Consider the following 22222-nt stretch of genomic DNA (forward strand, 5'->3'; position numbering starts at 1 on the left):
TTCACTCGATAGTCATCTCAATAGGCTAAAAGTGGTTAATTCTCATTAAAAATCAGACACAAGGAGGTGTTTACCTTATGAAAGCATTTGCAAAAAGTATTAATATTAGTGGAAAACAAGCGCGCTACTATAATCTTAGTCGGCTTGCTCCGTCGGTACCATCAAACACTGCCTCACGTGTACCGGCACACTTTTATGGTGGCAATAGCTTCACTGTTGGTACCTACCTACCACTACTAGGTGCTTTGGCAACGAACTTTGATATCAGATCCCTCGCCTTACGTGGCTACTGGTATGACAAACCGCAACGCCGTCGTCTAACACGCGAACAAGATGCCGAGATACTTATTGAATTCTTAGAAAGAACACAAGACAAGCCCGTCGTTGGTATTGGCCATTCGCAAGGAGCAACTTCCACTGCAATCGCGGCGGCCAAACGCCCAGAATTGTTTTCACAGCTATATTTGATAGAGCCTGTGACGTTTACTAAAAGACAAGCCAGACTATATAACCTATTGCCACGTAAGCTTCTGCTGAACCGTGAGCCGTTTAAAAGCACACTAGCCAAACAAACTATCTGGTCAAGTATCGATGATTATTATGAGAACTTGCGCGAGCAACGTGCCTATCGACGTATCAGCGATGCACACTTACGGATATTCGCTGAACAAAGCTTAATCAAAAATCCTGATAGCAGCTATACCTTGATATTTGCGCCCGAGCAAGAGCTTGCTAACTATTTTGGCGCCCCTCATATCGATAGCGCACTCAAGCAGCTCAAATGTCCTTATACGTTGATTACTGGCAAGCCTACTTTGTTTATCAATGACAAAGTGCGTAAGCAGTGGCGCAAATTCGTACCGGACAACCGTATAATATCCCTATCAGAATATGGTCATCTGTTGCCGATGGAAGCACCTGAATTATGTGCTCAAATCATCAATGAGAACTATCAGAGTAGCAAATAAGCGTATTTATGACTGATCTTTTTTCCCCTGCACCGACTGACAATCTATTGCCTTATGAGGGCAATGTGAACGACTTCGGTGTTGTTGTTGAGAACTGCGACACTTTGTATGACCGCTTATTAAATGAGTTACCTTGGCAATCTGATATCGTGACATTATTTAGTAAGACTCATATCACCACACGTCAAATCGTTTGGATGGGTGAAAGCAATACTACTTACCACTACTCTGGACAATCACGCCACACCACTCCATGGACAGACTCCGTGTTTCACGTGAAACAATACATCGAGCAACAGCTATCAAGTATTGGCATCGATACTACTTTTAATTCTTGTTTACTCAATTATTATCCCTCAGGTACTGACGGTATGGGCTATCATGCAGATGATGAAAAGGAATTGGGTGCTCAGCCAATTATTGCTTCACTCTCTCTTGGTGCCACACGAAAATTTGTTTTAAAGCATAAAAAAACCCAAGATAAAGTTGAGCTTCATCTTGAGTCAGGTCAGTTAGTAGTTATGCATGGTGATACGCAAAAATTCTGGAAGCATACCATTACAAAAACTAAAACCGTTGCAGCGGGACGTATTAGCCTAACGTTTCGACAAATACTATCGCCTTAGATTGAATATAGTCTAGAGCGTGTCTTAGCTTACTTTCAAAACAATCTTGCCGAAAGCATCACCTTTTTGTAGCTCATGGTGAGCCGCAACGACTTCAGATAGTGGATAGATTTTTTGAATCTTTAACGTCAGCGTACCATCCGCAACAAGCTGTAAAACTCGAGCCATGTCCTCACCACTACGCTGCGACTTATAACCCGCCACATTTAAGCTCTTTTGGCTGCCGGCTTCTTTAAGCTTATCAACCCAAATCGTTGGTAATACATAGACATCACCTTCAGGCTTCATGACATCAAGCGCTCGCACACCTGCTTCATTGCCAACTAAATCCAGTAGCACATCAGCTTTTAACTCAGGAAATGCCTCGTCTTTGGTATAGTCAATCCAGCCAGCCAACTTAGATACATCTATCAACTCACCAAGCTTGGCATATTTTTCTGGTGAGCAAATTACCGTCACCTTGGTATTGTTTTTAGCCACTTTATTCATCAATAGCTGAATCAATAAGTGACCGACGCCGCCAGCTGGTGCATTGATCACCACATGCTCACCATCTTTAATATCTGCAAAATCTACAAACTGTATCGCCGTCTGTCCGATACAAGGCAATGCACCTGCTTGCTCCAATGTCACTGGTTCTGGTACTTTTGCCAGGAGTTGGGCGTCGACTGCGACATACTCAGCATAACCACCACCATTGAAAGTCAGCGCAGCAACTTGATCGCCAATATTGAAGTGCTCGCTATTACTATCGACCACCACACCTGATACATCGAAACCTAAAATAGCTGACTCATTATTATCAAATTTTTCTTTTTGAATGGCGGCAGCACCCCAGCCTTTTCCTTGACGTGTTTTATAATCGACAGGGTTGATACCAGCATAAGCGACTTTGACCAATACTTGGTTATCTTCTAATACAGGCACAGCCACATTGTCTTGGTAAGTCATCACTGCAGGTGTACCGAACTCATTGATGAGTACAGCATGTTGGGTCGTTGGTAGTTGGCTATTAGACATCGTTATATATCCTTATATATTATCGGGCGTTTTTTTGCACCCACTATTTTGATTGGTATTGTTTTAATAGAACGTTAATTTTCAAAGATACTGACGACTACTTTATAACGGATTTAGCTGTATTTTACAACAGCGACAACTCTGCACTGATTGGCAGATGATCCGACAGCGTCGACCAAGGCTTGCCAGTGTGTACCCACGCGTCTTTTATCTTTAGATTGCGCACATAAATACGATCTAGGCTGAGTACAGGTAACTTAGCTGGGAATGTTGGCAACAGCTTACCATGGCAGTGTTTAAAAGCTTCCGTCATCCCTAGACTAGTGGCCAGCTTATCGCAGGACATTTTTTTCCAATCATTAAAATCACCTGCCAAAATCAGGGGCTGATCATCAGCAATCTCATGACATATATAGTTAGTAATGGCTTCATATTGCTTGATACGATCACGCTCAAACAAGTTCAAATGCGCACACAGCACCACAACCGGTCTCTCCCAACCTATCGGCTGTACTTCGCAGTGCAACACGCCGCGCTGCTCTAGCTTATTGACAGTAATATTAACATTATGTTTTGGGTCTAAAGGAAAACGGCTCAATACGGCATTGCCATGATGGCCATTCTCGTACTCTGAATTTTTGCCATAGCTATTCTGTAGTTGCAGATATTCACCGAACCACTCATGCTGTGATTGGTCAGGATATTCATTGTATTGCAGGTTTCGCTTCAGGTTTTGACCTTGTACCTCTTGCAAACACAGTATGTCGGAACCAACGATATCAAGTGCTTGGGCAATACCTTGCATTTTGACTTGTCGATTTAATGGCGACATGCCTTTATGAATGTTATAGCTGGTTAGAACAAAAGAGGTCGTAGTTTTCATTTTATTAGTCATAGACTTAGTATTTATAAAGTAAGGATTGATAGCGCTTCTTCAAAATTTGTCGCAAAAATATTGAATAAAGAAAGGGTCAAATACGCATCAATATAAAAAAGCATTGATTCGTATAGAACCAATGCTTCCATGTTATACCTATCCGCCATCAATGGCTAATTCATACATAACTCTCATTGATGGAGTGTCTTAGCAAATCAATAACGGGTTACCAAAGCAATCGGTTGATCGGTACCCATAATATCTTCTGGTAAGAATACAGCTTTACCACCATTGTGAATGACATGCTCAATGATTTCACCTACGGCATCATCAGTGACACCTTCGGTGGTAGCATCATCTACGATACTCAATGTCTGCGCTTGCTCATCAATTTTAGCAGACTGGATATATCGGCGGCGTACGTAAAGTGTCTCACCCACCCCTTGAAACGCGCTACGATAGATTTCTTGTAGGTCAGTCTGTAACATATTGGCACCGCGAGCCTTATCGATCTCACCCATGGCTGCTTGATGTAGCGACGTTCGATAGCCTTCTACGGCTTCTTGTACACTGTCGATGATATGCTGGGCATGGCCATCTTCTAAGTTGGTTGCATTCGATACTGTGGCAATGATGTTATCTGGACGGTCGCATACTTCTTTATAATAGCCGATATTTTTGGCATCGCCCACGACCACGAGCGGCATTTTATGCTCGCCCCATAGCTCTTGCACACTCTTATCTACTTGGTTAAAGAACTCTTTTAGATAGCTGCTCTCATTATTCGACGAGCGATCTGTACCACCATCTCCTGTTGTATATAGGCCATTATTTTCGATTGGGAACGGGATATTCTCCATATTGTTTTGCACATCGTCGTCTTTACCTAACTCTCTAATGACTCGATCATTAGAGGCTTCTATCAAACGTGCACCATCACGGGTTAGCACTACCGTGTAATAATGAACCGCACTAGCCATATCACGCACCAAATCTCGGGTCGCAAAACGATGTGAAATCATGACGCGTTCAGTGGTATCGATCGGCATACGAATCACTTGCACATCTTCAGTACTGGCAAAAATAGCTAAAGTATCGAGATTTAAGTTATGATTTAGCTCTTTGGTTTTGGCATGAATATTATCTAGAATCGTGGTCGCTATACGCTTGTCGTATTCATTGGTTAAGCGTTCTTCGACTACTTTTAATTGGTTTTTTAGGGCGATTGAATCTTGTTCATTGGCAGGATGCTCACGATGAGTCTTGACAAAAATACTGATCGCAGGATTGGCATTTGTCTCGCGTAAGCTTTTGAGAGTTGCTTTCATATATTGCTCCTTGTTTTATTATCATTTGCTCTTAACGTTGTAGATTTTCTAGGTGTCAGTTATCAATAACCAACTACTTATGCAATGTACGCTTTTAAAACTGATAAAAAATCGAGGCCTTATAAATGCCTGCTGTCATGCATCAGGAAATTTAGTCACATCCTCTTTGACTAGTGTTCTATTACTTTTCTTTCGAATCCGTACATACTTTCATATCAGTCTATGTAGTCGATATTTAATACATAGAATCTTAATACCTTACATAGAACCTTAATACCTTGAGTATCAACGCATTAACGATTATTTTTTTGTGCTATTACTTTCATGCTAACAGTAAGGTCACCCTATCTATACGACTAATTTGCAATCAAATGATGGTTCTTTGTAAATAGAAAGATTTCTATCACCATATACATTGAGGCTTTTTGTTCCATATCCTCTGTATATCAACGCATACATTCCTTTACCCTCTATATTATGAGTACTCAGGTTGTATTTTTATCAATCGAACCCATCTTTTATATAACTTATCTATAAAACCACAAGATACTAAAGATTCAACGTACTGCATTTTTGGTCAATTAATATTTTTATCACATCACACTTAATTAATAATAATTCATTCACTAATATCGGATACCTTTATGACTTCTATTTCTTCAGACTTACGGCTTGTCGATTTTGCCACTGCTACGCCGAGTATGTTACAAAGCCAAGTTATCGATGCTATCGATAATGCCAATGCATTTTTAGATGCGATGACAGATACCATAGATAATAGTACTTCCGCCCTAGAGGATGTGATGACTTTTGATCATATCAATCTCGCGCTAGATCGCAGTTGGGGTATCCTGTCGCATCTGAATAGTGTGATGAGTAATGATGAAATCCGTCATGTACATCATGAACTACTGCCTAAACTATCAGCTTATGGCACTCGTGTAGGACAACATCAGCCACTATTTAATCGTTATCAAATGATCGTGAATGACACAGCATTTTTTGCGACGCTTGAGCCTGCGAGATCACGTGCCATTGAGCTTGCGCTAAGAAGCTTTGAGTTATCAGGAGTCGCACTGCCTAAAACTGAACAAGAAAAATTTGCGGCCATTCAAAGCAAACTATCCACCTTATCGGCAACCTTCTCTGATCATGTTTTAGATGCCACACAAGCATTTGCACTGCCTTTACAAGACAATCAGTTAGCTGGTTTGACTGAAAGCGGCTTGTCACTATTGGCGGATGCAGGTGAGCAATACAAAGCCCGTCAGCTTACCAGCGGTGTACTCACGCAAGCTGATATTGAGACGTTACCAACGCCTTATTATGTGGCAAGTTTAAATATTCCTGTCTATCTCGCTATCATGACCCATGCTGATAATCGCGATTTGCGTGAGACTATGTACCGTGCTTACGTTACCCGTGCGTCTGAATTTGATGAGCATACCAATGCTAAAGGTGAGTCGCTAAACAATGCTGATATCATGAATCAAATTCTAAGTTTGCGTGAGCAAAAGGCAAAGTTATTAGGTTTCGATAATTACGCAGAGGTCTCATTATCGACCAAAATGGCTGACAACGTAGCGGAAGTTGAAGCATTTTTACGTGACCTAGCAGAGCAAGCAACGCCTACTGCTAAGCAGGACTTAGCACAACTACAGAAATACGCGAAGAACCATAGTATCGATGACCTGCAATCATGGGACAGCGCCTATATCGCTGAAAAAGTAAAGCAAAGCGAATTTAGTCTGTCACAAGAAGAAATACGACCTTACTTCCCATTACCAAAAGTGATTGATGGTTTATTTGCCATTGTTGAGCGCTTGTACGACATAAAAGTTCAAGAGAAAAGTGAATCTGTGTCACGCTGGCATGAAGATGTGCGTTTTTATCAGTTATTTGATGCTGACGACCATTTACTTGGCGGCTTCTACTTCGATTTATTTGCACGCAGTGGTAAGCGAGGCGGTGCTTGGATGAGTGGTTTCCAGTCGCGTTATACTTATGACGAGCAAGATCACAAGCAGCTGCCTGTTTGCTTTATGGTCGGCAATTTCACGCCTGCACTTGCGGGCAAGCCAAGCTTATTGACTCATGACGAAGTATTGACCTTATTCCATGAGTTCGGCCATGGTTTGCATCACCTATTAACCCAAGTCACAGTCGGTGATGTCGCAGGTGTCAATGGCGTCGAGTGGGACGCAGTTGAACTACCAAGCCAGTTTATGGAAAACTGGGCATGGGATGCGGAAGGTATCGCACTGATTAGCAGTCATGTCGAGACCGGTGAGCCGTTACCTAAAGACAAACTTGATGCACTATTGGCTGTCAAAAACTTCCAGAGCGGCATGCAAACACTGCGTCAAATCGAATTCGCCCTGTTTGATTTATTGATTCATGGGCATTCGCCAGCACTTGATTATGATGGTGTTTTAGCCACGCTAAACAAAGTACGTAGCGATATCTCTATCATGCAAACGCCTGATTACAACCGCTTTGCTAACGGCTTCAGCCATATCTTTGCAGGTGGTTATGCGGCTGGCTATTACTCTTACAAGTGGGCTGAGCTGTTATCTGCAGATGCCTTTAGTAAGTTTGAAGAAGACGGTATTTTTAACCCAGCCACAGGTAAAGCTTTCCGCGAGTCTGTCTTGTCCGTTGGTGGCAGTTTTCCAGCCAAAACCAATTTTGAGAACTTCCGTGGTCGTAGTGCCAGCATCGATGCTTTATTACGTCATAGTGGTTTTGATAGTTCTAAAAATATCAACGCTGCCAATGCTCAAACGACTCACGAGGCGATTTAAATGCGCTACCAATCATCAAGCCCTAAACGCCGGTTTTTAGCAGGTGTTCGCTGTCCAAAATGCCAAGCAGTAGACGCGGTAGTACAGGTTAATATCGTAACTCCAGCACCTGATGAATACATCGAGTGTACTCTGTGTGGACATGCCGAGCATCGCCCTGACCCTGATGCAATCAGTGCCAAAAACCATCTCGAGGATCAACTGGCTCGTGATGCAATGGTCACAGGTACAAGTGGCACAGTGAAGTTTAAACCTTAAATATCTGATACTAAGCGTCAAGTTATAATCGCTACTGGCCTATCTATCAATAGATAGGCTTTTTATTTTGAGTTTGCTATAGTATGGCTATCTATATTTTTAACATAAATTGACCACGATATGAAAAGCCAAAAAACACCTCCTTTATCAACTAAGTTATTAGAAGAGAACTCTAATAAACCTTGGAAAAAATGGTTTCTGGTATTAATATTAGTAATGTTATTTATTGGTTACTTGATCTGGAAAGGTGCTTTGTCTGATACAAACTCGTCTCTACCAGTCACAAGGCAAATTGAAGCAACAGAGTCTATTTCTACGCCGCTTAATAACGTGACGAACACATCGGATAATACAGATATATCTGTATCTTCCAATAATCATTCCCTTAAGTCTGATGCTATCAGAAGCGCTCCTTTACCAGAAACGGACAGTTTGGCCAAAGAAGAGAGCGATCGTCTCAATGACCAAGGCAAACGCTCATTTGAACAAGAAAAACTACTGGCTGAACAATTGGCGATGAACAAGCAGTTGGCTGAGATGAAAGCGCAGCAAATTACATTGGTCGAGCAACAGATAGCGCAACTAGAAGCAGATGGTACTGTTACGACTGAGGTAAAATAAACGTATACTCATACCTATTATAAAGGGGCTGGCAATGGCGACTCTACAATTAACCCACGCCCCTATTCTCACGAGTAGCGCGCAACTACTTATTCTGCCAGTTAATACGGCAGGTGTTCTTCTAGATCCTGTACTCACAAAATCTAAGACTTTATTTCCTGATAATTATCAACGTTACTATCGCGCGTGCCGTGATGGTAGTTTAAATGTGGGTAGTTGTATGCTCCATAAGCGTGCACTTGAGCAAGCTGGACTTGGCATAAGCAGTAATGGCAATCAACCAAGCTATATCGCCAACCTTGTTATATCAGACCATCCTTATCACCCGGTACGCATGCGTTGGTTGACAGAAGCAGTAACAGACTGTCAACAGCAGCTCATACCTTTGATACGCTATCAAGGTATCCGTAGAATTGCCCTACTTGCACGTCCGCTTATACATAATAGTGTACGGAATAACGATCCCGAAACACGAAGTTCAGTACACCCACTTCCTTTAGATTGGGATACGGATATTTTGCCATTACTGATTGAGAAACTACAAGATCTGCCTAAGTTACGTATCGACGTACATGTACCTAAAAATATTGAAGTTTAAAATAAAATAAGCCGAAGTGGTTAAGACAATATAGCGCCGAAAAGCACCATCATTAACAGTGGCTAGCCTCAGTAAGTGGAGAGCTAATATCTAATCGTTTAGCGTCATAACCTCGTTCAATATTACATAATCTAAGAATAATACCCATAAAAAAACCGCCTTGAATACTCATGACGAGTAGCTCAAAGCGGTTTTTTTGTACTAAATTAAACCAAACCAATTGTTAAAAATTAGTTCTGCTCAATACCTTTCATAGTCAGCTTAATGCGACCACGGTTATCAACGTCTTGAACGAAGACTTTAACGACCTGACCTTCTTTCAAGTAATCTGATACATTTTCTACGCGCTCTTCTGCGATTTGTGAGATATGTACTAGGCCATCAGTGTTTGGCAATACGTTAACAAACGCACCGAAGTCAACAATACGAGCAACTGTACCTTCGTAAGTTTTGCCAACTTCAACCTCAGCAGTCAATGCTTCAATTTTACCAATAGCGGCTTTGGTCGCTGCTTTGTTTTCACCAAAGATACGAATCGTGCCACCATCATCGATATCGATAACTGCGCCAGTTTCTTCAGTTAGCTGACGAATCATCGCGCCGCCTTTACCGATTACATCGCGGATTTTGTCCGGATTGATTTCGATAACAGCATAGTTAGGCGCATGAGCGTTGATTTCAGTACGGCTCTCTGGCAATACTTTATTCATTGCATCTAGGATATGGATACGACCAGCATGGGCCTGCTTAAGCGCTTGCTCCATGATATCAGGCGTAATACCTTCGATTTTGATATCCATCTGAAGCGCAGTAATACCATCTTTAGAACCAGCAACTTTAAAATCCATATCGCCAAGATGATCTTCATCACCTAAGATGTCTGATAGTACAGCGAAACGCTCGCCTTCTTTAACCAGACCCATCGCGATACCAGCAACTGGTGCTTTTAATGGTACGCCTGCATCCATCAATGCCAAACTTGCACCACAAACAGACGCCATAGAAGATGAACCGTTTGATTCAGTAATCTCTGATACCACACGGATGACATATGGGAAGCGTTCACTATCTGGAAGCATTGCTTGTACACCGCGACGTGCTAAACGGCCATGACCGATTTCACGACGTTTTGGAATACCTTCACGGCCCGTTTCACCTACTGAGAAATGCGGGAAGTTGTAATGCAGCATGAAATGGTCACGGATAGTGCCACCTAGTGAGTCAATCATGTTGACGTCACGACTGTTACCCAATGTGGTCGTAACCAATGCTTGCGTCTCACCACGAGTGAATAGTGCTGAACCATGAGTAAATGGCAATACACCAACTTGTACGTCAAGCGCGCGGACGGTCTCAAGATCACGACCATCGATACGTGGCTTACCTGACAAGATATTGTCACGAACCGTACGATACTTAAGATCGTTATAGATTTCTTTAAGTTCAGTTACGGTATCAGCATAACTTTCTGACTCAGCATCACCAGCAAGCGCATCAATAATTGACTGCTTGATTTCGTCAAGCTTAGCGTAACGTTCTTGCTTGTCTGTGGTAGTGTAAGCGTCAGCAACTTGCTCACCGAACTGCTCTTTCATGCTGCTTGTAAGCGCTTGATCGCGTTCAGGAGCACTATACTGTTGCTTAGCAGTACCGATTTCTTCTGCCATTGACGCAATGTTGTCAATAACGATTTGCTGTTGCTGATGACCGTACAATACCGCACCTAGCATCTGATCTTCTGAAAGCTCTGCGGCTTCAGATTCAACCATCAATACTGCAGACTTCGTACCTGCCACAACCAAATCAAGATCACTCTCTTTGAGCTGATCAATTGTTGGGTTCAGTACGTATTCACCGTTGATAAAACCAACACGTGCCGCTGCAACTGGACCATTGAATGGCGCATCAGAAATAGCCAATGCCGCTGAAGCACCGATTAGTGCAGCGATATCAGCAGACTGAGTTTTATCTGATGATACAACCGTCGCTGTGATTTGGATCTCGTTCACATAGCCTTCAGGGAATAGCGGACGAATAGGACGATCGATTAAGCGCGAAGTTAAAGTCTCAAACTCGCTCGCACGACCTTCACGTTTGCCATAAGCACCCGGAATTTTACCCGCTGCATACATTTTTTCTTGATAATTAACAGTTAGCGGAAAAAAGTTCTGGCCTGCTTTAGCTTCTGATTTTACGACTGCTGCAACTAGTACAGTGACGCCGCCCATATGAACTAAAATAGAGTTTGCCTGACGTGCTACGCGACCAGTTTCGATAACAACTTGCTGGTTACCGTATTGGAATTCACGCTTAATAGTGTTAAACATTGTCATATAATATTCCTAATGTTGACTGACAAAAATAATATCAGCGCTATAAAATCTGATATCTGTCATTAAAATTCTTTGTATATAGCCGTTTATTGACAAGGCTCCTGTTGTAGGACGATGTCAATTAGGGTCAATATCGTTACCTATTTATCTCATATATATGTCTATGATAGACATCGTACGCTTACGTATATTTGGTCGTTCAAATTCGGTTGTACTATAAATACTATCAAAGGCCTTCATACAAAAGGCATCAGTGATCAAAACTACCATACATGATATTTTCTGTGTTCTTTAAGTATTTATATTTATAGTGGCTAGACTATAGCTTATCACTATATAAATAATCGCTATATAACTAGCAGCCATATGATAAAACTTACTAGGCATTATTTTACAGTGATTTATAGCCATTGACCAATGAATTGCAAAACGGCGCGTATCTTGCCAGTTCGCACTTCAGTTGTGATTAAACCATCAATGTTATCGCTAATCAGCTATTTATTACTTACTCTCAGATGGCTATATCAGTTAAGACAACAACTCTTAATAGCCCATACTGATAAGCATAAAAAAACGGCGTGAAACTATTCCACACCGTTTTTAGAAAAATCTATTTTATCGATATTAGCGAGCAAATGCTAAGCGGCTTAGCAAAACCTTTAAAGTAATGCCACATACGGGCACTTTTTAATTTTGCAGCCATTCGCACTGTTGTCGCTAGATTAACGACGTAGACCTAACTGGCTAATAAGGGTGGTATAACGACCAAGATCTTTACCTTTTAGGTAATCAAGCAATTTACGACGGGTGTTAACCATACGGATAAGACCGCGACGGCTATGATGATCCGCTTTATGCGCTTTAAAATGGTTCTGTAGATCGTTGATACGAGCACTTAACAAAGCTACTTGAACTTCTGGTGAGCCAGTGTCGCTTTCGCCACGTTGGTATTGAGCAATGATTTGTTCGCGATCAGTATTAGTTAGCATAAATATCTCCGGCAATGCTAAAAGCTTAAAAATACACTCGAATTTGAGTCATTTTAAAAGCAGTAGAATAGTAAATAAAGTAACTTGCACGTCATTCAGGACAACCCTGCATTACTAGAGTTGACCTAGTGTACGACAAGCTCAATTAATTATAACGATCATTTATATGAAGCTGTTATGAGACAGTATCTAATATAGCCATCCGTTTTGAATAGTATACTCGATACAATATCCCATCTAAACTAAATTTAAATGTGACGCTGATTATAACAAAAAACTGCTGAACTCGCAGCAGTTTTTCACATTAGTTTTACGGCTAAATTGGCTTCTATCGAAAACATCAAACCTAGTCATTTACAAACTTAATCATTTACAAACTTAGTCATCTGATAGCGCTATTTATTTTTTGATATCGCTCTCAGTAGCATTACCACCCAGATCATCATCAGCAAGAGGTGCCGCCGTAGTGACTTCCGCTAAGCTATCTGGAACACTATGTTCGCTAGGATTAATCTCTTCTGCAAGCTTTTCAATCTCTTTTTCTTGCTCGTCCATATTGTTTGGTGAATTACTCATATTAGCTCCTAAATTATTATTTTTTTAGACTAACTGCGATTGCACTCATTAATACTGAAACGTGCAAACTATAAATACATTAGTATAGCTCTACTCTAGAAAACGCATTGGACAAAAAATTATTTGCTTTCTGTCGTACTTTCTACATTATCGGCAATACGGTCTGCAGCTGCTTCAGTATCTGCTGAGTGATTGTTTTCAGTCTGGTCTTTGAGCGCTGCAGTCGCTGAATCAGAACGTTGTTGCTCAAGCTTAGTATCGTTTGGGTTAGAATTTGACATAATATTTTCCTTAGTTATGGTTATGAATGATTAAAATATCTTGATGCTTGTTTGACGGTTAGATAGCAAGGATTCTAAGATAGTGCTTTATCTATAGCATCAACAAAATTGGTTATATCATCTGGATTACGCGAGGTGATAAGATTGCCATCAACTTGTACTGTTTTATCTACATAATTTGCGCCAGCATTCTCTAAATCTGTCTGTAGTGTAGGATAGGCGGTAAGCGTTTTGCCTTTGGCAATGCCAGTATTAATAAGTACCCAAGGCGCATGACAGATAACAGCCAACGACTTATTCGCATCATTGATAGCATTAATTATTCCATGAGCTTGCTTATTGCCTCGGATGGTATCTGCATTCACAGTACCACCTGGCAGCACCAACGCATCATAATCAGCAACACTAGCCTCACTTGCAAAAATATCAGCGGTGAAAGTATCACCTTTATCGACATCTTGCTTCATCGCTTGGACTTCTTTGTCCTCATTAGTGGTGATAAGAATTGTCTTATAACCTTTAGCTTTCAGCTGGTTGTTGACCTCTTCATATTCTGCTTGTTCAAAGTTGTTATGTAATAAGAAAGCGATAGTTTTCATAATACTTCCTGTCTTTATATTTGTGATTTTATATAAAAAAATTTATTATTGATTTGCCTACTTTTCTTGTTATTAGTACCTTTTAGTTTTATTAAGTGCCGAGCATCGAGCCGTAAAGCTTTCCTTATTAGAACTATTCCATATTAATTTTTTATTATTGTGAGTTTTTCTTATTAGCCTACTTTTTATTTTTGTCATTTTTTTATATTAATTATTTCGTCTGGCTTTCCCTAGCTGACATATCTAATGTACAAAAAAAACAGGTTCCACCATAGGTGAAACCTGCAATAAAATGTGACGATATGTGATTAGTGTAAACTGTTAGTAAGCCAAAAAGGCTTTATCGCGACTTATTTAACAAGAATAAAACTAAAGCTGGATTAATTTTTTTGGCTGTAATCGACCATTCAGGCTGACTGCCCCTAAACCTAAAAATTGACCGTCTTCATTTATCAAGCGAATATCCACTGGTATTTCATGCTTCAATGGCTTCGTATCAGTAAGCTGCTCGCTATCATCTGTCTCAGAAATAAATTGCTGATTAACATTAACATTAACAGCTACTTCATTATTTTCCAATGATTCGCTGTCAATATTGTCTGCTATGTACGTTCTGATATCATCTGTCAGTTGCTCAAACACATTTAGACGTTGACCCATATGTATACGAGTACACTGTTCAGACGTCAATATCATTTCAGCGTCAATATTGACACAAGCATCCACTGGCATCAGCTGCCCTTGTCGGCTATCCAACGCTAGCGCTTCTAAATCCGGTAAGGCAATCGCATTATCAATGTTAAAATCACCCACTTGCGTACGTCGCAATGCTGTTAGATGACCTAATGTACCTAGTGCTTTGGCAATGTCTTCACCAAGAACACGTACATACGTACCTTTAGTACAAGTCACTGTCAATTGGATCTGCTCGTGATCAATCGCTTTTAAATCAATCGCCTTAATCACGATATCTCTAGGGGCTCGCTCTACTTCTATACCAGCACGGGCATATTCATAGAGTTTTTTACCGTCTTTTTTTAGTGCAGAATACATTGGAGGTATCTGCTGCTGAGCGCCTGAGAATTGCTGAGCAACTTGCTCTAATAGTGCAGTATCGAATGTTGGAATAGCTGCTTGCTCAACGATTTTGCCATCTGCATCGCCAGTATCGGTCTGACCACCAAGAAAAATAACGGCTTCATAGGATTTGTCAGCATCAAGCTGATAATGACTAAACTTGGTTGCTTCACCCATGCAAATCGGCAATAGACCCGTCGCCATTGGATCAAGCGTACCCGTATGTCCCGCTTTTTTACTGTCATGATTCGGCGATTTAAACAGATATTTCACCTTTGACACCACTTGCTGTGAGGTCATACCTTGGGGTTTATCTACTAAGATAACCCCTGAGACTTTTATTTTATCAGCTTGCTTGGGCGATGTAGACATAATGTAGATTTACTCGTCATTCTCATTTTGTTCTGTCTTAGTGACAGCCTGGCTAATCAGATCCATCATGTAGTTACCACGAGCGGTCACTTCATCATAATGAAAACGTAAGCGCGGTGTAGTACGTGTTTTTAGACTGTGGCTTAGCTCAGTACGTAAGAAACCGGCTGCTTTATTTAGTACAGTAACGCTCTCTTCATGATTGGTCTTAGTCATCGCATCATTGAGCCCAGGCTCCATAATAGTGACATAGACATCAGCATACCCTAAATCCGGGCTAACCTTGACACTAGAAATAGTGACAAAACCAGTCAAGCGTGGGTCATTAACTTCATCACGAATAAGAACAGCAAGCTCACGCTGAATTTGATCGGATAATCGTTGTAAACGTTGGTTCATTTTATTACCTTAATTTGGTAGGGCTTATTTTCATTGATTAGCCCATTTGCTTATTAATACATTTAAGGGCTGATATTTGTTAAAAAAGGCCTAGCAGGATGTACCTGTTAGGCCTAAGTACAGCTAGATATGAAAGGTATACTAATATGCTCAGCGGATTAAGCGTATTGCATTATTAGAGACCTTTCTATCGAACAACGACTTTAGATAGTACGTGCGAACTCTTGAATTTCGAAGACTTCGATCTTATCACCAGCTTCGACATCGTAACCACGTACCGCTAGGCCACATTCCATACCAGTACGTACTTCATTGACGTCTTCTTTGTAACGACGCAATGATTGCAATTGACCAGTAAAGATAACTTGGTCAGCGCGCAATACGCGGATAGGCTTGTTGCGATAGATTGTACCTTCAACGACCATACAACCAGCAGCTGCACCGAACTTACTAGAGCGGAATACTTCGCGAACATCTGCAACACCAAGGATTTTCTCACGATGTTCAGGAGCCAACATACCGCTCATTGCTGCTTTTACATCGTCGATCAAGCCATAGATGACACTATAGTAGCGAATATCCATGTTGGCAGAATCTGATTTACGACGTGCAGTAGCATCCGCACGAACGTTGAAACCTAGTAATACTGCTTCGCTAGACTCTGCAAGTGTTACGTCAGACTCAGAGATAGGACCAACGCCTGAGCTAATCACTCTGACTTTAACTTCGTCAGTTGACAACTCATTTAGTGCAGAAAGCAATGCTTCAAGCGAACCACGAACATCCGTTTTCAATACGATATTCAAGAATGACACATCGCCTTGTTCCATCTGATCGAACATGCTTTCAAGACGCATGGCGTTTTGACGTTCAAGTTGACGCTCACGCTCACGGTTGGTTCTAAAGTCAGCAACTTCACGAGCTTTTTTCTCATCAGTGACGACTAAGAATTCACTACCAGCGGCTGGCGTTTCAGGCAGACCTAAAATTTCTACAGGAATAGAAGGACCCGCTGATTGGATACGTTGACCATGCTCATCTGTTAGCGCACGGACTTTACCATAATGCTCACCAGCTAGAACCAAGTCGCCTTGCTTCAATGTACCTTTTTTAACTAGGACACTAACAACAGGACCACGACCTTTTTCAAGTCTTGATTCAATAACGACACCCTGTGCAGCACCATCTACAGGTGCTTCTAGTTCCATTAACTCAGCTTGTAAGCTAATGAATTCTAGCAAGTTGTCGATACCTTCGCCTGTTTTGGCTGAGATACGTGCCATTGGTGTATCACCACCCCATTCTTCTGATACGACTTCTTTCGTCGTCAATTCATTAAGAACACGGTCAGGATCAGCGCCTGGCTTATCCATTTTGTTGATAGCAACAATAATCGGCGTACCAGCAGCACGTGCATGATCAATGGCTTCTGCCGTTTGTGGCATCATACCATCGTCAGCTGCAACGACAAGTACAACAATATCAGTCGCTTGAGCACCACGTGAACGCATTGCACTAAAGGCTGCGTGACCTGGTGTGTCAAGGAAAGTAATAACACCGCGCTCGGTTTTTACATGGTAAGCACCGATATGCTGTGTAATACCGCCAGCTTCGCCATTCGCAACTTTCGTTTCACGAATTTTATCTAGTAGTGACGTCTTACCATGGTCAACGTGACCCATGATGGTTACGACTGGTGGACGCGTTTGCACGTTGCTACTACGTTCATCAACCGCATACTGTAAGTCATCTTCAACTTTAGTATCACTGACTGGCACTGGGTTGTGCCCCATTTCTTCGACAAGTAAACTTGCAGTTGCTTGATCGATAGTGTCTGACTCACGAGCCATTTCACCCATTTTCATAAGTAATTTGGTCACTTCGCGAGCTTTAACTGCCATACGCTGAGCAAGATCTGCTACGGTAATTTGCTCACTAATCTCAACATCATAAACGATTTTTTCAACAGGTTTTTCAAATTTATGCTGTGATGCTTGCGTTGAGCGCAAACCGTTTTTACGGTTTTTGATCTCACGTTCATCTTGATTCTTACGACGGCGACCACGAGCACCAGTGCTGCTTGCACCGCGCTTGATTTCGCGACGTTCTTTTTCAAATGATTCTTCTAATGCGTCACCGACTAGACCTTCAGCCAATGGCTCATCTTTACGAACTTCAGCAGCAGGCTGATCCGTATATTTACCAGCCATTTTACGCATTTGCTCAAGTGTGCGCTTTTGCGCTTCTTCAGCTTGAACACGGCGTGTTTCTGTTTCGATCTCGCGTAAACGTGCTTCTTCTTTTTCACGCGCTTCACGAGCTTTACGCTCTACTGCTGTTTCAACTTTTGGTTTCGTAGCAGCGATTTTTTTCTTCGGTTGTTCTTTAGGCTTGACTTCAACAGTCGTTTTTCCGCCTTTTTTCACAACAACTGACGTTGAAATATCGTCGTTCTTGTCATCAGATTTTTTGCTAGAACCTAAGCTTGCACGCATCGCAGCTAAGGTTGCTGCTTGACGTTCTTCAGATTTTTTCTTAGTAGCAGTACGCTCTTCAGCGTCCTTAGCAGCACGTTCTTGCGACTCAATCATCGCTTGCTCACGCGCAGCCAATTCTTCAGCCATTTTTTCTGGATCAGGCTTTTCGAATACTTTCTTTTTACGCACTTCAACATTGACGCTCTTAGATTTACCTGAAGAGCCAGTCACGCGCGCGGTGCTAGTCGTTTTAGACTTTAGACTAATACGACGCTTCTCTTGCTGACCGTGACTTTGCTTTAAATACGTCACCAACTTCTCTTGCTCAACTTCTGAGACTAGGTCATCCTCTGCACGAGCAGGTAGTCCAGCATCTACTAATTGCTGTTTTACAGCACTTGCAGTTTTGCCTACCATATCTGCCAGTTCTTTGACGGTCTTATCTGCCATTTATTATCACCTACTGTCTATTATTTGCTATATGTTCAATTCAGTTGTTGGCTACAAATGATTGGGGTAAGGCTGGTATTTGTGTTGCAGTCATACCAGCACTTTATTATCGATAGCATATCACCAAAAGACAGCGATATGCAGTTACCGCTTATTCATTGAACCAAGATTCCCGAGCTTTCATGATGAGTTTTCCTGCGGTTTCAGAGTCTAAACCTTCGATATCTTCGAGATCGAAGACTGCTTGTTCTGCCAAATCATCAACGGTAATGATGTCTTGCTGTGCCATTTTATAAGCCCAACTAACGGTCATACCTTCAAGCTCTTGTAGCTCTTGACTTGGCTCTTTCATGTTCTGTTGTTTGACCAGTTCATCAGCAATGACCACTTCTTTAGCACGCTCTTGAATCATCTCAATCGCGTCATCGTCCAAACCTTCGATATCATAGAAGGTTTCAACTGGTACGTAAGCCACTTCTTCAATACTGGTAAAGCCGATATCGACAAGCGCTTGGGCTAAGTCTTTATCTACTTCTAGACGTTCATAGAATAATTCGATAAACGCTTTAGATTCGTTTTGTTGACGTTGTTGATACTCTTCTTCTAGCATCATATTAAGCTTATAGCCCGTCAATTCAGATGCCAAACGTACGTTTTGGCCTTGTGAGCCAATAGCACGTGCTAACTGATCGTTGGTGCTAAAGATAATATCAGCAGTCTGAGTATCTTCATCTAGAATAATGCTGCTAACGTCAGCAGGCTCTAAAGAGCTAATGATAAATTGGGCAGGATCATCTGACCAAACCACCACATCAATACGCTCACCATCAAGCTCTTGCTGTACTGCTTGGATACGCGTACCACGCATACCGATACAAGCACCTACAGGATCGATGCGATGATCATTGGTCTTCACTGCTATTTTAGCACGAGTACCTGGCAAACGCGCGACGTTGCGAATTTCAATAATTTGTTCAGCAATCTCAGGTACCTCTTTTTGCATCAATGCTGAAAGCATTTCAGGATGAGTACGAGAGAGTAATAACTGTGCACCGCGGTTTTCACGGTTTACATGATATAAAATTGCGTTGATACGTGATTTGGCACGTAGCTGCTCACGTGGCAACATCTGATCGCGTGACAAGTAACCTTCGGCATTGTCGCCCAAATCGATGATATAACCATCGCGAGTCTGTTTTTTGACTTCGCCATACATCATTTCACCAATACGTGGCTCAAAAGCATCAGCGACTAACGCGCGCTCAGCTTCACGGATTTTTTGGATAATAACCTGTTTGGCTTGCGTGGCGGCGATACGACCGAATTCAATCGATTCAATCTGCTCTTCTTTTATATCGCCGATTGACCATTCTTCTTGATCAAGATCGGTAATGGCTAGCTGACATGCAGGCATTTCATGGTCTTCATCTGCAACCACTGTCCAATAACGATAAGTATCATAATCGCCCGTTGCACGATCGATGGCAACCCGTACCTCCACTTCTGGCTGTTCGGTGTATACTTTTTTCTTAGTAGATACCACTAAAGCGTCTTCAATCGCTTCAAAGATATCTTCAGGATTTAAGCCCTTTTCATTACTGACAGTTTCTACTACCGTTAAGATTTCACGACTCATGCTATACCTGTCCTATCATTTTTTAATTGACTTAAATTTTATAATTTATGTACTGATATTATATTTTCACCATTAGCTATAAGGCTATTTGGAGATTCAAATCTTGATTTATAATAAGCTGCTTATTAGATCAAACTAGATACATTCATAAGATGAACACTCTAGCTGATTACGCGTCTTCGTAAATCAAATTGGCTTTGTCTATATTACTCAGTGCAATCTCAAACTGCTGACCATCACTTGATGTCAATTTTAGCGAAGTTGCATCGATACTGTCTAAAGTACCTGTCGCTTTACGACGCTTTTGATCACCTTCACCAATCGCTTGTATCAAACGCAAGCTGACGGTTTGACCAACATAGCCATGCATCTGCTCATCTGAGAAGAATGCGCGGTCAAAACCTGGTGAAGAGACTTCTAAGATAAACTCACCGGCAATCGGATCATGAACCTCAAGAATACCGCTCACTTGATGATTTACCGCAGCACAGTTTTCAATCGTTACTTGTTTATTTTGGGCTTGCTCTTCTGGCAATGCCTCAATATAAATACGTAACAATGAACGGTTGCCTTGTGGTGCAAACTCGATACCCCATAGTGCCACATCGCAAGCAGCGACGGCAGGAGCAATAATGTTGGTCAGTTCTGTAACTTTGGTCGAAAGCTTCATAATCTATTTATCTTTTCCTATTCGCGTATCTATCATACTGAGTAAACCGTATTGAATTTTTCATTCATCTCTTACTTATTAGTAGTATGCACTTATATAGTGAGAAACACGGTCATAATATTGTTTTAAATCACTAGCATATCGTTTATGCGCTATGCCTTTATATAGGGATGAGCATAAAAAACATCAAGCTCAGCCAGACAATGCTTTTATTATTCATAAAGCAATACTATCGATAAAAGAGTGAGGAGTATAAAGATAGTGTGCTTAAGGAGCATCACTCTAATAACGGTGAGTCACGACAAGCTACAGTAGATGTTATCGTACTCTATAGAGCTAGAGCTTAACATAAGTAGGATAAAGACCACGATAATGCTGACAGCCAGATACAAAAAAACCCACAAGCATAATGGTGGGCTAATCGCTACTGACAAATTTAGTGTACAAAACATCAGTATAAAAAGTGGTAGCGGGGGCTGGATTTGAACCAACGACCTTCGGGTTATGAGCCCGACGAGCTACCAGACTGCTCCACCCCGCATCAATCTAGAACGCACATTATAGGTAGGTTTGATAGAAGTGTCAACGTTTATTTTAAACTAATTTCAAATAAAACAATTGATGACTATAAAACATAACCTTACGCTGTGCTGCGTAATAAAACTTGGTGCGATTGGGGGGACTTGAACCCCCACAGCTTGCGCCACCACCCCCTCAAGATGGCGTGTCTACCATTCCACCACAATCGCATTTTACTACTCTGTTCCATTATATCCAGTCTACTATAAAAGACGCTTAAGGTAGGCATCCATAGAGTGGTACTTCTGAAAACAGAAACGCATTGTAAATCTAACGCATCAAAATAGCAAGGGCTGCATTTTTAAAAGATACTTACTGAGGATCTTGAGTCAAAGGACGCGGTGTTTGTGGTACTGAAACGGGCGCATCTAGACGAAACTGATCTTCAGCTTGCTTACGTGCATGAACAGCAAGCGTCATACTAGTGATAAAAAATATCACCGTCAACACTGCGGTAGCGCGCGTCAAAAAGTTGGCAGTGCCCGCTGCACCAAATACGGTACCTGACGAGCCAGCACCAAAAGAAGCTCCAGCGTCTGCCCCTTTACCATGCTGTATCAAAATCAAGCCGATCATGGCAATCGCCACAATAATGTGCAGGGCTAATATAAACGTAAACATGGTGGCCTCTTTTGCCGCATAATGACGACTGATAACGGTAAATAAATCTTAAGTTTAGTAGGA

Annotated in this window: 20 protein-coding genes and 2 tRNA genes; 6 read left to right on the top strand and 16 right to left on the bottom strand. The window is 41.6% G+C overall.

Annotated elements, in window-relative coordinates; translation table 11 throughout:
• Nucleotides 1-77: 77 nt before the first annotated feature.
• Entirely contained in the window at nt 78-968 is an 891-nt protein-coding gene (locus ACZW67_RS04670) for an alpha/beta fold hydrolase (RefSeq protein WP_465182325.1), read from the top strand.
• Nucleotides 969-976: 8 nt separating this feature from the next.
• Nucleotides 977-1594: an alpha-ketoglutarate-dependent dioxygenase AlkB family protein gene (locus ACZW67_RS04675; RefSeq protein WP_465182326.1), complete on the top strand. Its 618-nt coding sequence runs from the start codon at nt 977-979 to the stop codon at nt 1592-1594.
• Between the two features lie 24 nt (nt 1595-1618).
• Here the strand turns inward: ACZW67_RS04675 and ACZW67_RS04680 are convergent, their stop codons facing one another.
• The 3 genes from ACZW67_RS04680 to ACZW67_RS04690 form a co-directional block, all read right to left on the bottom strand.
• Complete coding sequence (locus ACZW67_RS04680) at nt 1619-2614, bottom strand: NADP-dependent oxidoreductase (protein WP_465182327.1); 996 nt, start codon at nt 2612-2614, stop codon at nt 1619-1621.
• Between the two features lie 124 nt (nt 2615-2738).
• The gene (locus ACZW67_RS04685; RefSeq protein WP_465182328.1) at nt 2739-3497 is read right to left on the bottom strand and encodes an endonuclease/exonuclease/phosphatase family protein; all 759 of its coding nucleotides are present in this window, start codon (nt 3495-3497) and stop codon (nt 2739-2741) included.
• Nucleotides 3498-3706: 209 nt separating this feature from the next.
• Nucleotides 3707-4819 (bottom strand): AOC03_06830 family ribosome hibernation factor, encoded by a 1113-nt coding sequence (locus tag ACZW67_RS04690; RefSeq protein ID WP_465182329.1) that lies wholly within the window; start codon nt 4817-4819, stop codon nt 3707-3709.
• A 644-nt stretch (nt 4820-5463) separates the two neighbouring features.
• On the opposite strand from ACZW67_RS04690, the gene ACZW67_RS04695 reads away from it, so the two are divergent.
• From ACZW67_RS04695 to ACZW67_RS04710, 4 genes are all read left to right on the top strand, one after another.
• Complete coding sequence (locus ACZW67_RS04695; protein WP_465182330.1) at nt 5464-7623, top strand: M3 family metallopeptidase; 2160 nt, start codon at nt 5464-5466, stop codon at nt 7621-7623.
• Entirely contained in the window at nt 7624-7881 is a 258-nt protein-coding gene (locus ACZW67_RS04700) for a YheV family putative metal-binding protein (RefSeq protein ID WP_465182331.1), read from the top strand. It abuts the gene before it with no gap.
• A 120-nt stretch (nt 7882-8001) separates the two neighbouring features.
• Nucleotides 8002-8502 carry a hypothetical protein gene (locus ACZW67_RS04705; protein ID WP_465182332.1) on the top strand — a complete coding sequence of 167 codons (501 nt, stop codon included), beginning with the start codon at nt 8002-8004 and terminating at the stop codon, nt 8500-8502.
• A 34-nt stretch (nt 8503-8536) separates the two neighbouring features.
• Nucleotides 8537-9100, top strand: a complete 564-nt coding sequence (locus tag ACZW67_RS04710) for a hypothetical protein (protein ID WP_465182333.1) — start codon at nt 8537-8539, stop codon at nt 9098-9100.
• A 230-nt stretch (nt 9101-9330) separates the two neighbouring features.
• Here the strand turns inward: ACZW67_RS04710 and pnp are convergent, their stop codons facing one another.
• The 13 genes from pnp to secG form a co-directional block, all read right to left on the bottom strand.
• The gene (gene pnp, locus ACZW67_RS04715) at nt 9331-11433 is read right to left on the bottom strand and encodes a polyribonucleotide nucleotidyltransferase (RefSeq protein WP_465182334.1); all 2103 of its coding nucleotides are present in this window, start codon (nt 11431-11433) and stop codon (nt 9331-9333) included.
• 722 nt (nt 11434-12155) lie between these two features.
• Nucleotides 12156-12422: a 30S ribosomal protein S15 gene (rpsO, locus tag ACZW67_RS04720; RefSeq protein WP_110922066.1), complete on the bottom strand. Its 267-nt coding sequence runs from the start codon at nt 12420-12422 to the stop codon at nt 12156-12158.
• Between the two features lie 399 nt (nt 12423-12821).
• The gene (locus ACZW67_RS04725) at nt 12822-12998 is read right to left on the bottom strand and encodes a hypothetical protein (RefSeq protein WP_465182335.1); all 177 of its coding nucleotides are present in this window, start codon (nt 12996-12998) and stop codon (nt 12822-12824) included.
• Nucleotides 12999-13117: 119 nt separating this feature from the next.
• Entirely contained in the window at nt 13118-13279 is a 162-nt protein-coding gene (locus tag ACZW67_RS04730) for a hypothetical protein (RefSeq protein ID WP_465182336.1), read from the bottom strand.
• A 74-nt stretch (nt 13280-13353) separates the two neighbouring features.
• Entirely contained in the window at nt 13354-13878 is a 525-nt protein-coding gene (locus ACZW67_RS04735) for a type 1 glutamine amidotransferase domain-containing protein (RefSeq protein WP_465182337.1), read from the bottom strand.
• A gap of 369 nt (nt 13879-14247) precedes the next feature.
• Entirely contained in the window at nt 14248-15327 is a 1080-nt protein-coding gene (truB, locus tag ACZW67_RS04740) for a tRNA pseudouridine(55) synthase TruB (protein WP_465182338.1), read from the bottom strand.
• Nucleotides 15328-15336: 9 nt separating this feature from the next.
• Complete coding sequence (locus tag ACZW67_RS04745; RefSeq protein WP_110922069.1) at nt 15337-15726, bottom strand: ribosome-binding factor A; 390 nt, start codon at nt 15724-15726, stop codon at nt 15337-15339.
• A 203-nt stretch (nt 15727-15929) separates the two neighbouring features.
• Nucleotides 15930-18653 carry a translation initiation factor IF-2 gene (gene infB / locus ACZW67_RS04750; RefSeq protein WP_465182339.1) on the bottom strand — a complete coding sequence of 908 codons (2724 nt, stop codon included), beginning with the start codon at nt 18651-18653 and terminating at the stop codon, nt 15930-15932.
• Nucleotides 18654-18804: 151 nt separating this feature from the next.
• Nucleotides 18805-20289, bottom strand: a complete 1485-nt coding sequence (gene nusA, locus ACZW67_RS04755) for a transcription termination factor NusA (RefSeq protein ID WP_110922071.1) — start codon at nt 20287-20289, stop codon at nt 18805-18807.
• Nucleotides 20290-20458: 169 nt separating this feature from the next.
• The gene (gene rimP / locus ACZW67_RS04760; RefSeq protein ID WP_465182340.1) at nt 20459-20959 is read right to left on the bottom strand and encodes a ribosome maturation factor RimP; all 501 of its coding nucleotides are present in this window, start codon (nt 20957-20959) and stop codon (nt 20459-20461) included.
• Nucleotides 20960-21423: 464 nt separating this feature from the next.
• Nucleotides 21424-21500 (bottom strand) — tRNA-Met (locus ACZW67_RS04765).
• Nucleotides 21501-21624: 124 nt separating this feature from the next.
• Nucleotides 21625-21708 (bottom strand) — tRNA-Leu (locus tag ACZW67_RS04770).
• A gap of 142 nt (nt 21709-21850) precedes the next feature.
• Entirely contained in the window at nt 21851-22159 is a 309-nt protein-coding gene (gene secG / locus ACZW67_RS04775) for a preprotein translocase subunit SecG (protein ID WP_110922073.1), read from the bottom strand.
• Nucleotides 22160-22222 lie beyond the last annotated feature (63 nt).

Source organism: Psychrobacter sp. TPE 89C (assembly GCF_055522395.1).

What these genes read in the sequence shown, in the direction of transcription:
- rimP (WP_465182340.1), bottom strand. Translation starts at nt 20,959, where the DNA reads ATGAAGCTTTCGACCAAAGTTACAGAACTGACCAACATTATTGCTCCT.
- nusA (WP_110922071.1), bottom strand. Translation starts at nt 20,289, where the DNA reads ATGAGTCGTGAAATCTTAACGGTAGTAGAAACTGTCAGTAATGAAAAG.
- ACZW67_RS04670 (WP_465182325.1), top strand. Translation starts at nt 78, where the DNA reads ATGAAAGCATTTGCAAAAAGTATTAATATTAGTGGAAAACAAGCGCGC.
- rpsO (WP_110922066.1), bottom strand. Translation starts at nt 12,422, where the DNA reads ATGCTAACTAATACTGATCGCGAACAAATCATTGCTCAATACCAACGT.
- ACZW67_RS04735 (WP_465182337.1), bottom strand. Translation starts at nt 13,878, where the DNA reads ATGAAAACTATCGCTTTCTTATTACATAACAACTTTGAACAAGCAGAA.
- ACZW67_RS04730 (WP_465182336.1), bottom strand. Translation starts at nt 13,279, where the DNA reads ATGTCAAATTCTAACCCAAACGATACTAAGCTTGAGCAACAACGTTCT.
- ACZW67_RS04710 (WP_465182333.1), top strand. Translation starts at nt 8,537, where the DNA reads ATGGCGACTCTACAATTAACCCACGCCCCTATTCTCACGAGTAGCGCG.
- ACZW67_RS04690 (WP_465182329.1), bottom strand. Translation starts at nt 4,819, where the DNA reads ATGAAAGCAACTCTCAAAAGCTTACGCGAGACAAATGCCAATCCTGCG.
- ACZW67_RS04695 (WP_465182330.1), top strand. Translation starts at nt 5,464, where the DNA reads ATGACTTCTATTTCTTCAGACTTACGGCTTGTCGATTTTGCCACTGCT.
- ACZW67_RS04705 (WP_465182332.1), top strand. Translation starts at nt 8,002, where the DNA reads ATGAAAAGCCAAAAAACACCTCCTTTATCAACTAAGTTATTAGAAGAG.
- ACZW67_RS04675 (WP_465182326.1), top strand. Translation starts at nt 977, where the DNA reads ATGACTGATCTTTTTTCCCCTGCACCGACTGACAATCTATTGCCTTAT.
- ACZW67_RS04700 (WP_465182331.1), top strand. Translation starts at nt 7,624, where the DNA reads ATGCGCTACCAATCATCAAGCCCTAAACGCCGGTTTTTAGCAGGTGTT.
- pnp (WP_465182334.1), bottom strand. Translation starts at nt 11,433, where the DNA reads ATGACAATGTTTAACACTATTAAGCGTGAATTCCAATACGGTAACCAG.
- ACZW67_RS04685 (WP_465182328.1), bottom strand. Translation starts at nt 3,497, where the DNA reads ATGAAAACTACGACCTCTTTTGTTCTAACCAGCTATAACATTCATAAA.
- secG (WP_110922073.1), bottom strand. Translation starts at nt 22,159, where the DNA reads ATGTTTACGTTTATATTAGCCCTGCACATTATTGTGGCGATTGCCATG.
- ACZW67_RS04745 (WP_110922069.1), bottom strand. Translation starts at nt 15,726, where the DNA reads ATGAACCAACGTTTACAACGATTATCCGATCAAATTCAGCGTGAGCTT.
- infB (WP_465182339.1), bottom strand. Translation starts at nt 18,653, where the DNA reads ATGGCAGATAAGACCGTCAAAGAACTGGCAGATATGGTAGGCAAAACT.
- ACZW67_RS04680 (WP_465182327.1), bottom strand. Translation starts at nt 2,614, where the DNA reads ATGTCTAATAGCCAACTACCAACGACCCAACATGCTGTACTCATCAAT.
- truB (WP_465182338.1), bottom strand. Translation starts at nt 15,327, where the DNA reads ATGTCTACATCGCCCAAGCAAGCTGATAAAATAAAAGTCTCAGGGGTT.
- ACZW67_RS04725 (WP_465182335.1), bottom strand. Translation starts at nt 12,998, where the DNA reads ATGAGTAATTCACCAAACAATATGGACGAGCAAGAAAAAGAGATTGAA.